General features: G+C 57.3%; 10 protein-coding genes and 2 pseudogenes. 4 read left to right on the forward strand and 8 right to left on the reverse strand.

The features are described 5' to 3' along the window. The first annotated feature begins 78 nt into the window (after positions 1-78). Genes AABE10_RS13955 through AABE10_RS13965 form a run of 3 tightly spaced genes read left to right on the forward strand, consistent with a single transcriptional unit; the run spans position 79 to position 1,935 of the window. Entirely contained in the window at positions 79-879 is an 801-nt protein-coding gene (locus AABE10_RS13955) for a PadR family transcriptional regulator (RefSeq protein ID WP_342933816.1), read from the forward strand. A 33-nt stretch (positions 880-912) separates the two neighbouring features. Beyond that, positions 913-1,731, forward strand: coding sequence for a siderophore-interacting protein (locus AABE10_RS13960; RefSeq protein ID WP_342933817.1), 819 nt, complete (start codon positions 913-915; stop codon positions 1,729-1,731). Positions 1,732-1,758: 27 nt separating this feature from the next. Next, the gene (locus tag AABE10_RS13965; RefSeq protein ID WP_342933876.1) at positions 1,759-1,935 is read left to right on the forward strand and encodes a hypothetical protein; all 177 of its coding nucleotides are present in this window, start codon (positions 1,759-1,761) and stop codon (positions 1,933-1,935) included. A gap of 534 nt (positions 1,936-2,469) precedes the next feature. Here AABE10_RS13965 and AABE10_RS13970 read toward each other — a convergent pair. The 7 genes and pseudogenes from AABE10_RS13970 to AABE10_RS13990 all read right to left on the reverse strand — a co-directional run bounded on the left by AABE10_RS13970 (position 2,470) and on the right by AABE10_RS13990 (position 10,907). Continuing rightward, positions 2,470-3,150, reverse strand: coding sequence for a hypothetical protein (locus AABE10_RS13970; protein WP_342933818.1), 681 nt, complete (start codon positions 3,148-3,150; stop codon positions 2,470-2,472). Positions 3,151-3,330: 180 nt separating this feature from the next. Further along, positions 3,331-3,750 (reverse strand): annotated as a pseudogene (locus AABE10_RS36425) (TniQ family protein); the annotation flags it as partial. A gap of 384 nt (positions 3,751-4,134) precedes the next feature. Continuing rightward, positions 4,135-4,863, reverse strand: a complete 729-nt coding sequence (locus AABE10_RS13975) for a hypothetical protein (protein ID WP_342933819.1) — start codon at positions 4,861-4,863, stop codon at positions 4,135-4,137. Between the two features lie 159 nt (positions 4,864-5,022). Then, positions 5,023-5,481 (reverse strand): annotated as a pseudogene (locus tag AABE10_RS36430) (TniQ family protein); the annotation flags it as partial. Further along, the gene (locus AABE10_RS13980) at positions 5,456-6,562 is read right to left on the reverse strand and encodes a hypothetical protein (protein ID WP_342933820.1); all 1,107 of its coding nucleotides are present in this window, start codon (positions 6,560-6,562) and stop codon (positions 5,456-5,458) included. The gene AABE10_RS13980 and the pseudogene AABE10_RS36430, both read right to left, overlap by 26 nt. A gap of 26 nt (positions 6,563-6,588) precedes the next feature. After that, the gene (locus AABE10_RS13985; protein ID WP_342933821.1) at positions 6,589-9,333 is read right to left on the reverse strand and encodes a Mu transposase C-terminal domain-containing protein; all 2,745 of its coding nucleotides are present in this window, start codon (positions 9,331-9,333) and stop codon (positions 6,589-6,591) included. Between the two features lie 1,271 nt (positions 9,334-10,604). Then, positions 10,605-10,907: a hypothetical protein gene (locus AABE10_RS13990; RefSeq protein WP_342933822.1), complete on the reverse strand. Its 303-nt coding sequence runs from the start codon at positions 10,905-10,907 to the stop codon at positions 10,605-10,607. A 333-nt stretch (positions 10,908-11,240) separates the two neighbouring features. On the opposite strand from AABE10_RS13990, the gene AABE10_RS13995 reads away from it, so the two are divergent. Next, positions 11,241-12,194, forward strand: a complete 954-nt coding sequence (locus tag AABE10_RS13995; protein ID WP_342933823.1) for a M48 family metalloprotease — start codon at positions 11,241-11,243, stop codon at positions 12,192-12,194. Positions 12,195-12,238: 44 nt separating this feature from the next. Here AABE10_RS13995 and AABE10_RS14000 read toward each other — a convergent pair whose 3' ends face one another. Next, complete coding sequence (locus AABE10_RS14000) at positions 12,239-13,741, reverse strand: hypothetical protein (RefSeq protein ID WP_342933824.1); 1,503 nt, start codon at positions 13,739-13,741, stop codon at positions 12,239-12,241. Positions 13,742-13,879 lie beyond the last annotated feature (138 nt).

The following is a 13,879-nucleotide window of genomic DNA, read 5'->3' on the forward strand; positions in this document are numbered from 1 at the left end:
TCATTACAAAATTGATCTTGACGGATTATCTTTCGATATGTATCTTAAGATACATCTTACGACACTCGGAGGTCAACCATGCGTCATCACCATTCGCGCCTTTCACGCGAGTTCGCGCGCGACGCCGCATTCGGCCGCGATCCTTCGTTCTTCCACCTCCACGAGCGCATTCACGCGTTCCGGCACGCGATCGGTCGCCATCGCGGCGGCGGCCGTCACGGCGGGCCGTTCGGCGGCGGTCCCATTGGTGGATTCGGTGGCGGCTTCGGCGGCGCTCCGTTCGGCGGGGGCGGCGGATTTGGCGGAGACGGCGACGGTTTTCCGCGCGGCCGCAAATTCACCTCCGACGATCTGCAACTGTTGCTGCTCGCGCTGATCGACGAGCAGCCGCGCCACGGCTACGAGCTGATCAAGGCGCTCGAATCGCGCTCGAACGGCTTCTATGCGCCGAGCCCCGGCATGGTCTACCCCGCGCTCACGTATCTGGAAGAACTCGGCTATATGACGGTGCACCTCGAAGGCAACCGCAAGCGCTACTCGCTCGCCGACGCGGGCCGCGAATACCTCGCAGCGAACCGCGAGCGCGCCGATCTGATGCTCGCGAAGCTCGCGCATATCGCCCGCAAGATGGACTCGGTGCGCCGCGCGTTCGCGGGCGAACCGGGCGAAGCAGGCGACGACGCGCCGGGCGGCTGGTTGCCCGAGCTAACCGCGGCCCGTCGCGCGCTGAAAAACGCGCTGCTGTTGCGCGACAACGCATCGCCGGAAGAACAGCGGCGCATCGCGGCGATTCTCGCGCGCGCCACGGCCGAAATCGAAAGCAAGCCGCGCGAGAACAGCCGCGCGACGCCGGACACCGGCAACGGCGCGCCGGCCTGAACGGCTCGACGGAACCCTGGAGAGAACAAAACTATGCAAGCAACCCGATCCGATCTGACGGTGACGCGCGTGCGTCATCCGCTGAAATTCCGTCTGCTGCAAGTAAAGCGCGTCGAGACGGTCACGCCGCATCTGATCCGCGCCACGCTGACAGGCGACGATCTGCACGACTTCGCGTCCGCCTCGTTCGACGATCACGTGAAGGTGTTCTTCCCCGCTCCCGGCGAAGAACGGCCCGTGATGCCGAAAGCCGGCCCCGACGGCCCCGTGTTTCCGGCGGACCAGCCGCGTCCCGTCGCGCGCGACTTCACGCCGAAGCGCTTCGACCGCGACGCGCGCGAGCTCGAACTCGAATTCGCGCTGCACGAAGCGGGCCCCGCCACCGAATGGGCGACGCAGGCGAAGGCCGGACAGTATCTGGGCGTCGGCGGGCCGCGCGGGTCGTTCGTCGTGCCGACGGGCTTCGACTGGCATCTGCTGATCGGCGACGATACCGCGCTGCCCGCGATCGGCCGGCGGCTCGCGGAACTGCCGCACGGCTCGCGCGTCGCGGCCGTGATCGAGGTCGCCGATCCGTCGGCGCGCATCGAATTCGACACGGCGGCCGATCTGTATATCGAATGGCGCTATCGCAGCGAAACCGCATATCGAGGCAGCGCGTTGCTGCAAGCCGTGCGCGAAACGTTCCTGCCCGACGGCGACGGCTACGTGTGGGCCGCCGGCGAAGCGGCGACGATGCGCGCGGTCCGCTATCACCTCGTCAACGAGCGGGGCATCGACAAGTCGCGGATTCGCGCGTCGGCGTACTGGAAAGAGGGCGAGCAGGCCGTCCATGAAAATCTCGATGACTGATACAACGCTTCTACCCGGAGCCCCTGGATGCGCTCGCTGAACGTACCAAACGAACTCGACAAACAACGCGAGCGACGCCTGCTGTGGCTGCTCGCGCTCACGCAATTCACGATCATCATGGACTTCATGGTGATGATGCCGCTCGGCCCGCAGATCATGCACGCGTTCCAGATTTCGCCTGGTACGGGAACCATAAAACTTTAACTTTGAAGTTAACTGCTTCCTTTTTGCGGTCAAAACGCGTAGCTCGGCCTGAGCCGCACCAGTGAGGTGCGTCAAGCATTACCAAAAAATTTCGTTAAGCTTTCGCTAATGCGGAGCTTTGTTGCATCGTATGAAGGCAAAGCGTTTAAGTTTTCCTGAGCGGAGCCGCCTCGTCGCTGCACCCTAACGGAGTGATCACACACAACGGCCGCGCTCATCGGACCCGCCGGCATCTGCCTGGTTCCGTCATCGAGAGCGAGCCTCGGCCCATATCATCTTATCGCCGGCCGATGGAGACAGATGCAGCGCGATCAGGGCGAACCGCTTGAGGCCGGCAGTTCGGGGCCTGCGGCCAGACGGCGAACGCGGTTATCAAGCGGGATATCAAAGCCATCAGCCAACCGGATCTGTCGACGAAGTGGCAGCCATGCGGCGCACGTTTCAACCCGCTTATCGTTTCTCGCCGCTCTCCCCATCCAGCAGATTCAACGCTGTCTTTGTATCGTCGGCGTCTATCTGTCCTCGGGGTTGCCCCTATTCATCAATGGCTTGCGGCAACATTGCGACTTGCTGCACGGCGTCCTTGATTATTGAACGCTTCCAATCAGTCGAAAATCGCCCGACACCTCCACATTCCACGTCGACTTGCCTTCGGCCGGGAGTGATACCACGTGCTGCACATGCCGTCATGAATGCGATAACCTTGGCCTGGTATCTTGCTTTCTCCGCCCGGGCCTCCTCACGCACGAATTCCGCATGCATCTGCGCAAGACGTGACGCCAACTCGCGCTCGCGCCTCCACACCGTTATCGCTGTTATATTCAGGCTTGCCGCTACAGCACCGACCGACTGCCTTCCACCATCTGCGAGTGCGTTGTTGAGGTGCATCACAAGATCGGCTCGCAACTGTAACCGACGCGACACCGATCGCTGAATCTCAAAACTCAGCTTTCGCCTCGTGCTTCCCTCCAGATCAAACTTGTTAGTGACGAAGATCTGCTCCATGGTCGCGCCTGTCGCATAACTTGCGCGAACGAACAGATGCAATGGGGCGGGAAACGTACCGGCGGAAAAATGCACGACCTGTGAAGGCAAGATTCCCAATGCGCGCCCCATCTGCGCAGACGATCCACAAAAGAAGACATCACGTAGCGCGCGCACTGCCACTTCCGAGGGAATTAGATCGATTTCGTCTCTGACGTTGGACAGCGACAATGCCTCTTCAACGGTGCGCGAAACGAAGAGTTCCAGCGCACCGATAGACGTTGACGCGTCCTGAATCAGTCTCCCCAGCCACTTCCCACATCCGCGACAGCAGCCTGCTCGTGCAAAGGCCCCGAATGATGGTTGCCGACCCCGGCCACAATGTGGACATTGAACCTCGAGACGTACGCAGTGATGGGGGCAAACGACTACATCCGCGACACGCCACACAAGGGGTTCATAGACTGTCTTTCCGTGGCGTAAGAAATCGTCTAGACAGATAGGGCACCATGCACGGTGTGTTCTGACTAGGGCTCGCGGTGCGAGCGTCTGACGCCATGGCAACAGCGTCGCACGCCGCAAATCTGAGCGATTCAAGAGCGAGTTCATCGCTTTCGCCCAGGCCGCTGCGGCCTGTAGCATCCCGTCCACGGTTCCGTTCACCGGAATACCCTGCCCATCAGGCATCGGGCGTCCCTCGTAGATGCGCGGCGCAACAAGTTCGCGATAGAAATCGCGAAATGGAACCGACAGACGCTCCGCGCACCTCAGGGCCAGGCTACTGAGTTGCTCTCCTCGTCCCCCAACCGCAGTTGCAAGTTCGATGTCCATCCCACCCTCTTACGGAAACGATGTCCGGATGTTTCGCCCGGAAATGAATAGTTTCTCGACTTGCAAGGCCTGGAAGGCAAGCTTCTTCAATCCACGTCGAACGCTGTCGTGGTCAGCCTCTTCGAAGCCACTCGGTGTCACCTCGCTATCAAGCAGACATGGACGATCTGCAATCCTCACAATCGCCCTTGGAGGATTAACATTAAGATCTCTGGATTCCTTGTCGCATAAATAAATCATGAGCGTACACATGGAACAATTCGGGGTCACTGCCAACCGCCCGGATGCCGTCGAAGTGGAAGCGTTACGTGCATAAAAGATGAAAATCTCATGGGCTCAAAACGCAGACCTTAATGCGGGCTCATACAGTAAGCTGGCATTTGATTATGAACCATCCCGGATCAAATTGGGATTTCGAGGGCCTTGGCGTGTCAGATGGGTCTTCCCTTCCGCCCGTTTCCACTCTTCATCGAGCAGGTCTTTGAGGCACTTTCGATCGAGGTGTCTGGTGTCGACCCCAGAAATTTTGGCTATTTTCTCGAACGACGGATACACCTCGGCGACGATTAGCGTCCTGAACGCATCACGCATTTTCATTAACAGCTCCTGTTTGTGCGCTGCTGCCTTTTCCAATCTGAAAATTTTTCCTCTCTGGGCGATTCGCGCGACGGCATCCGGAAAATGCTTACGTGCCGAAGTCTGGTTTACGTTAACCAGCTTGCAGGCTTTTTCCACGTTGGTGCATGCCGGGTCCATAGCGAGCTTTTCAAACTTGCGCCCAATTAACCTCCAGTTTTTTCGTGAGATTCGCGGCGACACATCTATTCTCGAACTGAAGCCACTGCTACTCCTCCAGGGCCGGACCTGACCAAAAATCACTCGATGAAGCGGTTGACGCGAGACAGCAGCCACCGTTGCCAGCACAGACAGTTGAGGCAACGACGGTGCCCGCCTGTAGGCCCAGATTGTTTTTGGCGCAATGCCAAACTGCGAGATCAACAGATCACGCACCGCACTTACCGTCACCAGCTTCCGCAAGGTGGAGCCCCCGTCATGCCCGCCGTTCTCGAACTCGGCAGTCAGTGCCAGCAAGTTCATGATCGCGAGTGACACCTCGACCTCGCACGGGTCAGCACTCGGAAGGCTCCCGGCGGCGTCCCTAGCTCCGAGCCACGCGCCGCACCGGTTACAACACCCTACTCGGGCATAAGACCCAAGTACCCGTTGTCGCGGCGCTGTGCACACGTAGCAAGCTTCAACCAGGTCAACCCGGTGTACCGGACATACCTTGACCGCGCGTAGACGCCATAACAGAGGCTCGTACACACATGGCCCAGACAGCATTGAAGAGAGACACATGGGACACCAGGCCCAGTATCGACGCAGCAGGCACCTTTCAGACAAAAGCCCAGCAAACGGAAGAAGCGTGCACGCCTCGATGTGACCTGAGGCGACCAGACTTCTCAGCGGATCGAGATACAACTTTGCGATGGCGCCTGGTCCATCTATTCCTGGAAAACCCCTCTCGTGCAAGTCTTGTGCGGTGACTCTACGCGCCGATTCGGGTGGTGCTGGCCGCGCGTCAAACCCCCATCTCACCAATTCCGAGAAACCGACCGACACGCGCTCAGCCGCACGCTTCCAGAGGGACGACGATGCCTCGACGAGACCGGAGCCAACGCCCAACGGTTCGATCAGGTCCAACTTACTCGTAGGGATGATTGGGTGCATTGGTATTTTTTGTCGCGCCAACCCGGCTATTCCTTTCGCCACTTCGAGATCCCGGCGTCTTTTTGGTAATGGCTGCTTCCGCGGCAGCGATAATGCGTCTACCGGTCACGTGTCGCTCTGCCGCGAGATCGGCTGACGCGGCTTGCGAGAAGGAGTCGAGATGTTGCTTATACAGTGGCCAATCCAGCTTGCGATTTCCTCCGTGCTGGCTTAGCGCATCAGTCGTGAGTCGAACTGCCAGCCCACACCGGCCGTCGACCCCCAGACGAATTTCTGCTGAGTGTGCCGAGAGACTTTTCGGTTCGCAGTACCTCGGACCAAGCCGCTTTTCCATTTCCTCGATGAAGACCTGGAAGCTTGCTTCGTCCTTCTTACTATCTCCGTAGGGATCTTGCATCACAACCTTGGTGCGCACTTTCAACTGCGTGTCATGCTCCACGATATGCCGGATGGCGGACGTTCCACCAATCACGAGTGGCTGCCTTGTCTGAGCGACAATGTACTTCAGCGCGTGAATGGCGCGGTCAACCTGAAGCTGCGACAGCGTCACGGGGATCGTATTGCCCTCGTCGACGATGGTGACAAGATGCTCCAACTGAACGTTCTTGATGAAACTTTGCCACAGCGCCTCCTCCGCTGCTGCGCTTGAGGGGTTGGCAGGGACGCGCCGCGGTGCGCCCTCGGTAATATCGCCATACACGATCTTCTTCGATGGCAGGATCTCATTGCTTGACGCATACGCTTCGGTGATTGCTGCAGTCCAGTTGAACCGGCCTCGCGCGTCGGGAGGAGGCACTGAAAATCTGAAACACCCTCTTCGCTTTCCCGCCTGCTGCGCCAGCGCATCGGTCATCCCAGCGATCGATTCAAACAAGGTTGTTTTTCCGACGCGGGCTGGGCCGATGACGACAATCAGCAGATCGCGTGATCGTCCGGAGATAGCGTTCATGATAATTTGCTGGCTCGACACAAATCGGGTGTGCAGACAGACCCACGCGTTAAGGTCGTCGATTGCTTCAATCACATGCGCAGGTGTAAGGTTTAACTGCTGCACCATCGCTCCATAATCGATTTTTGCCATGAGACTCCTCCTGGTGGTGGTTAACGCTAGAAAGATAGCCTAGACGGACGTACTTTTATTTCACAGTCCTCATCGTTTCTTCCACCGTCAAGCCCATCAGTATGAGAGTCGCCAGTGGCGGCATTGACAACTTCGGCGTCGACCGCTTCGCCTTCTGCCTGCGAGGCTGCCCCTCCAGCTATAGCAGCTTCGGTGCTCACAACCCGTTCGGCGGTGCACGGCGGTTTTGCGCACTCCTGGGCGACTGTGTCGGCGGTTACGCCTGCCGCCGCATCCGCTCCGACAGTGGGCGGCGCATTGAAGTAACTGCTAGAACCTGGCTCAGTCTTAAGTAGAGACGGTGCACGGTTCATCAGGCTGTCCATCTGCCGGGCCAGGTAATCGCAGCGCGCAGGATCGCGCTCCAGCTCCAGAATTTTTTCTGCGAGCGCTCTCGCGATGAAGGCTGGGTCCCGGACGCCTCTCAGTCTCCCGAGCTTGAGTTCAGCGAGCACACCAAGCAGTTCACGCCTAGAATAAAGGGCAAAAAAATCCGTAAAGATACTTTTCGCATCTATCCAACCGACGTCCTTGCTTACATAAATGTAGACAAGACCGGGATGGATGAGATCAGGTGAAACATGCACGGTCTGGCCTCGGAATCGCTTCAGGTCTTCCGAGAAATAGGCCAGGTTATTCACCACCACATAACCTTCGTCCCGAACGGTCCGCCGCCCCTCATTCGAGGCACGTGGCATGCAAAGGCGTCGGAATGCCAAGGTAAGTTCAATGGATTTTCGGTGTTCGGTACCAACTTCCATTGCGATGCGTGCTTCGTAGTCTCTGATGGATTCGTCTCCTGTCTTCGCAGAACCCACTTCCATCTCCACCTCATCGAATACACCTTTGAGATACGCATTCAGTTGCGTGAGAGTCATCAGTTCCGGATTGCGCGCAATAAAGGTCCTGGAATAGTCATACAGGCTCTTCACCGCAACTGTGTTGCCCGCCAACATCTGCAACACCTGGACCGTGATCTTATGGTTGGCAGCCTCGACCGGGGCACCATATCTGGGATGATAAGCAGGGCGCCATAAAAGATGTGACTCAGCCTCCTGCAGGATTCGATGCATAACGATGGAATCAAACTCGGGCGCATTGTCGACCACGATGAATCGCGGCAAGCACCCGTGCCTGTCGATACATTCGAACAAAACCGTTGCGACCGCTGCAGCATTCGGCGCTCCAAACGAAATGGTCCACGCTAGCTTCCTGCCAGTTGCTGAGTCGATCATCACTGAGAGCCACACCTGACACTTGAAACGCCGACCATTGGCCGAATTCTCAATTTTTATTCCCAGAGGCGTGTGGTCAATGTGCGCGAGAAAGAGCGGCACCCCGGTCTGATAAAGGCGATTTGCCGTTCCGGGCCGGGTGAATCCCGCAATGGCATAACGCGCTGCACTACCGTCCCGAAATTGGACGAAGATGCTCCGGTCGTATTCCTTGTCACGCGTTTTTGCAGTCCTCTCTGAAAAAAAAGGGAGACCAAGACGGAGCGCCAACGTGCTGAACATTCCGTGCGTGGCGCGAATACTCCATCGTTTCTTTAGGCGGTATTTCAGGAATACGTGATCCCAAAGCCGCTCGCTCTGTGGAAACCTCTTGGTCCTACTACCGCGCGCGTGCCATAGGGGAATCAGTCCATATATTGCATTGCCGTACAGCACCCTGCCCGATTCCGCCTTTGATCGCCAGAGCGCTTTCGTTGAGGAGGGAATAGGTTTGCCCTCCCTCGCCTGGCCGCTTCCTGGCCACCAGTATGAGATCGGCTCAGAAAGGGTGGTCATCATGTGCCGGGCATGATCGTACGCTTCGGGCGACACCAATTGAATGAAATCTGGCTCGTGGTTGGATGTCGTGTCGGCTGATCGCTCTTTGCCCGCCGTATCGAGTGATAGAAAGCCGTCGCTCGCCGCCTTGGCCGCCTTGACGACGTCATACGCGGTGGCGTCCCGGTACACTGCAGAAGAGCGCATGTCCGTCACGTCCTGCGACTGCAGCGGGAAGAACACGCGACGGGTAGCGATCAGATAGTTTAGGTCGTCCGGGCAGATCAGTTGCCGCTCGATCAGTTCGCGCCGAGTGACGTATCCCCTGTCCTTTACCATCGCCACGACCACCGCACACGCTGCGGCGTCCCGAATCTTGTAGTCAGGCTGACAGTAGGGGCTGAGCAACCCCATGTTCAACAAATACCATGGACCAAAATGTTTCTCCGTCACGATCTCGTAACGCAGGCCGTATTGCGACAAGCGGTCGATCAGGGCAGGACATGTCCAATGTCCCTCATCCACCTCCTCATAAAGCGTATTGCCGCTCAGTGCGCTTTTTTTCATCATCGAGGTCGTGAAGACGTCGATGAATCCGCACCATTGGTCTGTTATCTTCAATAGAAATGGCCTGATGACGTCGACCTGTATGCGGGTACCGTGGCTGACCCCGTAACGAATACCACCGAATTCCGTTGGCCAACTATAGTATTCGAGACATGCCCCCTGCGGATCGTCTAGCTCGTGTAACAACGCTGACTGCAGTGTGACATCATTGAGCCGGACCGCGAAACCCATCAGGATACTGACGTGTTCGCCCCGCATGCGCCCGGCGCGCACTCGGGGCTTTGGCTCCAGCGGCTCGCCCTCCCGGATCGAGTGCACGAGCTCAATTCCCCGCTTAGTCACGCATTGGCGTTTGAGCAACGCGTCGAGCATGTCAGCGCTGATTCGTTCCACGATGCGACACTCCGACGACTTCCGTTAGACTTGAATGGCTCAAACAGTGCCGCTTGATCATCACAAGATCGTCCAGAAGCACGTAAGGGCGGCTCGCAAGTTCGCACCCTCGCGTACGCCGCGACATTCGACCTGACTCCATACCGCGGCAAGCCGTGGAGCGACCGCGACGCACATGCTCACTGGTAATTCAACAACAGAAAATCGCGCGCACTCTGCGAAGAGAATCTCGATCGACGAGGCGGCAACCACCTTTTTTCTGATAGCACCGCGGTGTTTTCCATGCCCTCCATCCTTGGGATAATGCCTCATGACTTGCCGTGCACAGCGCATGATGTCGTGTCACCGACTGTCTGGTCGTGAGCGATGCGCTGGCGACACGAAGACGGAGGCACGCTCTATCCGGTAGGGATGAATACAGCATCGCTGCGCTGAGCGCACCGTTCAGGGTGTACTAGCTGCACATTAGCCGCTGACGGAGAACAGTCAAGCCCCGCCAATCGCCTGTGCAGCCCAAAACATGCCTCATGCAGTTCCTTGTCCACGCCCCTTCGATAACAGGGATCGATAAAAATATTTGATACGAAATTTGCCGCATTATATTTATTAGTTGTTCAAACGAATTTCCGTCACTCTGGAAGGCCCTGCTCGATCTTTTTCTCAAATACGACCAATCGCATTTTCGATACCGCATGTATGAATGATGGCGACCGCGCGTCGTGTAGGAAAATTTCTTTTAGGGACAGGGAGCAAAAAAAGTTTTTAAAATGATTACTGAGTTGACTCGGCAAAGTACTATCATGGGGTCGGAGTGCATAACGCTCCGGCTTGACGGGAGGAACCGCCGCTTGTTTGCATGCTATGACCTTAGCCCGGCACTATCCTCTTCAATCGCCACTCGCATGGTGCAAACCTCGGCAGAGAGCGAAGCCTAGTGCACCGTCACCGGGAAGCCGAATTTGTAATCGTCATCCAGCCGTTCGAGCATCGGATCAAGGACCGCGCCCTCCCCCTGAGGTGAGATCAGGATGCCAAACGCGAATCGCTAAGGCGACGATGGAAGCTGCAGCCGTCGGACTGCCGGCTGGCGAGCGTGACGGAGCCCCCAAGGCTCAAGCCTCATTCCTATTTCGATCGGGCGGCCATCCCGCCCTCCTACGAATAGCCGGCGCTTTCTCTAGTCCGCAATCAGCGCAATGGGAACTATGTCGAGGCGATCAGGATGACGGTCGTCGGTAAAAGGAAACCCTTCCGCCGCGGGAAGCTTGCCCCTACGAACCGGCGAATATCTGTGTGTCCGTCCGACAAGACCGCTCCGATTGAGGCGAACAAAAGATTGCCGTCACCCGATAGATGTTGTACATACAGAAATTCAACACCGTTGCCGTGATGGCCAGTCCATCGATTAGAAGATTTGCGCCGGCCCCGTCGAGTACGCGATAGTAAAAGTACTCTTTCTGATTGCCGATCGATTGCTCCCGGTCGAAGAGCGACTCGAGATACTCCAACTCCTCGGCGTCGTCGGGATGGTGCGTGGGCATCAAAAAGTGCGGCGCCAGTCTGATACCGGGCATGGAGAGGGCTCGTGATGGTAGCAAAAAAGATAGGCGGAAATCCAGAGGAAACGTGACTGGACGCGCGACTTACGACGGCGAAGCGGATTGTCTCGTCGCCATTTAGCAGACCGGTACGATACGAAGAACTACGCCTGTTTTGGGTCGACGCAATGGCAAAGGAGGATTCCGTTGTGGAATTCGATCGCTTGCTCCAACGACGCCCTATCATCGCGCCATTAGCGCCTGGCTCGACCTTTTGGTTTCCAACAGTCATCTTGGTCACACACGCTCTTGCCTGAATTTTCGGCTACTTCGGCCGTTAACCTCTAAGACAAGTCCCCAAAAACCCACATGAAACGCATAAACGTCTATCCGAAATTTGCCCGAAACATGCTGGCGCTCCTGTTTATTCTGTTCGCGGCATCCACGGCGCTTCTGATGGTGCAACAGAAGTTTTCGCTTCCGCCTAGCGCTGCCGCTTCCTTTGCCGCGATCGTATTCGCGTTTCTGGCGCTTCCCCTGATGTCAACCACGCAATACCTTTTGAACATCAACGACGTGGAGGCCGGAAATCGTTCTTTTCGGGAAACCGAGAGCCTGCATGAACTCGTCGCGCCGCTGCTGATCGATCTACACCACGACGTGAGCGTCGGGCAGTACCCCTCCAGCGACCTTAATGCATTTGCGATTTCCTCCGTATTTGGCAAAAAAGCCCTGATCGGCTTTTCCACACAGCTCGTAGGCCAGGCAACGCGCGAAGAATTGCTCGCGATCGCAGCGCACGAGGTCGCTCATCTCCGGCACGGCGACACGAGAAATAAGGCATATATCCTTGCATTCAATCACGCGTTGAAGGTATATCCGTGGCTATTTGCCGAACTGTCGCGGCGAATTGCCCGGCGGGCTGCGATTCCGATCGGGCTCATCGTGTTTGTCGGCTTCGTCGCCATCGCTCTGTTTAGCGGATCGACGGAGGCCTTCAATTTCCTCGGGGCGCTCACACGAGGTCTTGCGCCTATCGTCTTGAGGGCTGGGCTATGCGCCCTGGCGTTTATCGCTCTTGATTACGTCCTGCATCGGGTTTTCTGCAGCTACAGCCGCGAGCGAGAGTTCGCCGCCGACGCAGGCGCGGCCGAGATGACCTCGCCCGAGGCCATGATCTCCGGGCTGAACCTGTTAAGCGACCCCGGAACGGCGGTCAGCGTCTTCGATACACACCCACCCCTTGGTGAACGAAAGCGCCGTTTGCGCATGATGTCGTCGGGGTTACACGAACGCGATACCGACCCAGATTCGTCAGAGTGAGCCGTATGCACCCGCCGTTAACGATGACCACATATCCTTTCACTCTAGATGCCGACGGACACCAGCTGCGACAACACCTCCGGAACGTGGCTAAACATGGAGCGCCATGTAGCCTGCAGAAGGGGTTTGTACTCGATCTCTTCTTCAGGAAATGCAACCTCGGCGAACCCACTTAACTTGAAATGGCGATGTTCGCCGAGGCCTCGTGCCGTGCAGAACCGCTTTATGCCGATCTTCGCAATCGCCTGGCCAGCCTTTTCGAATTCCGCAATCGACGTAACCAGAAAGGGCATCGTCTCAGGTAGATCGGAACTCAGGCCTTTGTCTGACAGGTGTTGTTTTATCGCGACATTGAGCCGCTCGATTACCCGCGGCGTAAAGAGATACCAGTCTTCATATGTGACGACAACCGGATAAATGGGAAGACCGTTCGGCATCCAGGCGGACAGGCCCTGAACCGCGTCATGGATGTTCCGGTAATGCTGTACGACGGCACGGGCGAGGTCGCCGATCGATGCCTCAAGAGCATGAGAATCCACTACCTCCTTGGCAGGTTGCGCCATCCGACGCGCCTTACATTCGAGGAAAAGGTTGCCTGTCCCGTCGCTCACGATCCAATCAACCCCGTGTCGCGGTTGCTTTCGTACGCTGTAGGTACGCTCGGACTCAAGCGTGAACCGTTCATTGTCAAACACTTCCCCAAGCACCTTGCCAACGTAATCTTGGAACGCCCTGCCGTAGCGGTCCCCGAAGTGCGGGTCGCTGCCGACTACATCGTAAAAGAGCCCTTCCGTGACTCGCCGGAAAAGAAAATCCGGCAGTGGACAGCACAGCCCCCTAGTTCCGTCGACATCGACATGAACCAGCGGAAACTTCTCCAGCGCATTCCAGGTGTACTGCCATGCCTCGTCGAAGCGCTGAACGGCGCGTAACTCGGCACGAATGCCCTCCGGCGTGCTAGCAATACGTTGGAAAAATGCGTCGCGCATTTCACCGGAGACGCCAAATGCTGAATAGTCTTGAACCGGACTTGAATAGGGTCCTCGTATCGCCGCGCCTCCCAGAATCAGCGCGAGAGTGAAGATGGCTGGCACTGGCAGCCCGACGGCCTGTTCAACCATCGGAGCGACATCCGGCGCACCGTAGATGTGATAGGCACGAAAGATTGCAGCGCCGTGATTGGGATGCTGGCAACGAACCTGTAGGTGCACCAACGGGTGAAGTGAATCCATTGCACTATCACCAGAGTCGATCGTGCGTTCCGAGATTGCTTCGTCGATACGGCGAATATGATTTATAAACGTTAGGACACCGTTGAGAGTGGACAAGAGATCCTCATTTCCGCCAGCGTGCAGCAAAATTTCGCGGGACAGCAGATGGAGTTCCCAAACGTGGATCTCGTAGCGCTGGCCGCCGGCGCCGGGCAATATAACCTGTCCACCGGAATCGGCAATGCGTTGAAGCCACCAGATGCGCTCGAGCGATTCCCGAAGGGCGAGACGCCGCAATTGATTTCTGAATGGCTTGTAGACGTCTTGGATATCCATTTATTGCCCGTTGTTGTTGGCGGTCTAAAAGCGCGCATAAATGACGACAGGAGCTTGAGCGAATCCGTCAACAATTAAGGGGCCCACGCGGGCCCCTTCCTGTTGATGCTGACCTGGAGTCAGAACGAAGGCGGGCCG

This window comes from Paraburkholderia diazotrophica (genome assembly GCF_038900755.1).
In the GTDB taxonomy this organism is placed as follows: domain Bacteria; phylum Pseudomonadota; class Gammaproteobacteria; order Burkholderiales; family Burkholderiaceae; genus Paraburkholderia; species Paraburkholderia diazotrophica_A.

Coding starts and splice junctions, on each gene's coding strand:
- AABE10_RS13955 (WP_342933816.1), top strand. CDS start 79: ATGCGTCATCACCATTCGCGCCTTTCACGCGAGTTCGCGCGCGACGCC.
- AABE10_RS13960 (WP_342933817.1), top strand. CDS start 913: ATGCAAGCAACCCGATCCGATCTGACGGTGACGCGCGTGCGTCATCCG.
- AABE10_RS13965 (WP_342933876.1), top strand. CDS start 1,759: ATGCGCTCGCTGAACGTACCAAACGAACTCGACAAACAACGCGAGCGA.
- AABE10_RS13980 (WP_342933820.1), bottom strand. CDS start 6,562: ATGGCAAAAATCGATTATGGAGCGATGGTGCAGCAGTTAAACCTTACA.
- AABE10_RS13990 (WP_342933822.1), bottom strand. CDS start 10,907: ATGCCCGGTATCAGACTGGCGCCGCACTTTTTGATGCCCACGCACCAT.
- AABE10_RS13995 (WP_342933823.1), top strand. CDS start 11,241: ATGAAACGCATAAACGTCTATCCGAAATTTGCCCGAAACATGCTGGCG.
- AABE10_RS14000 (WP_342933824.1), bottom strand. CDS start 13,741: ATGGATATCCAAGACGTCTACAAGCCATTCAGAAATCAATTGCGGCGT.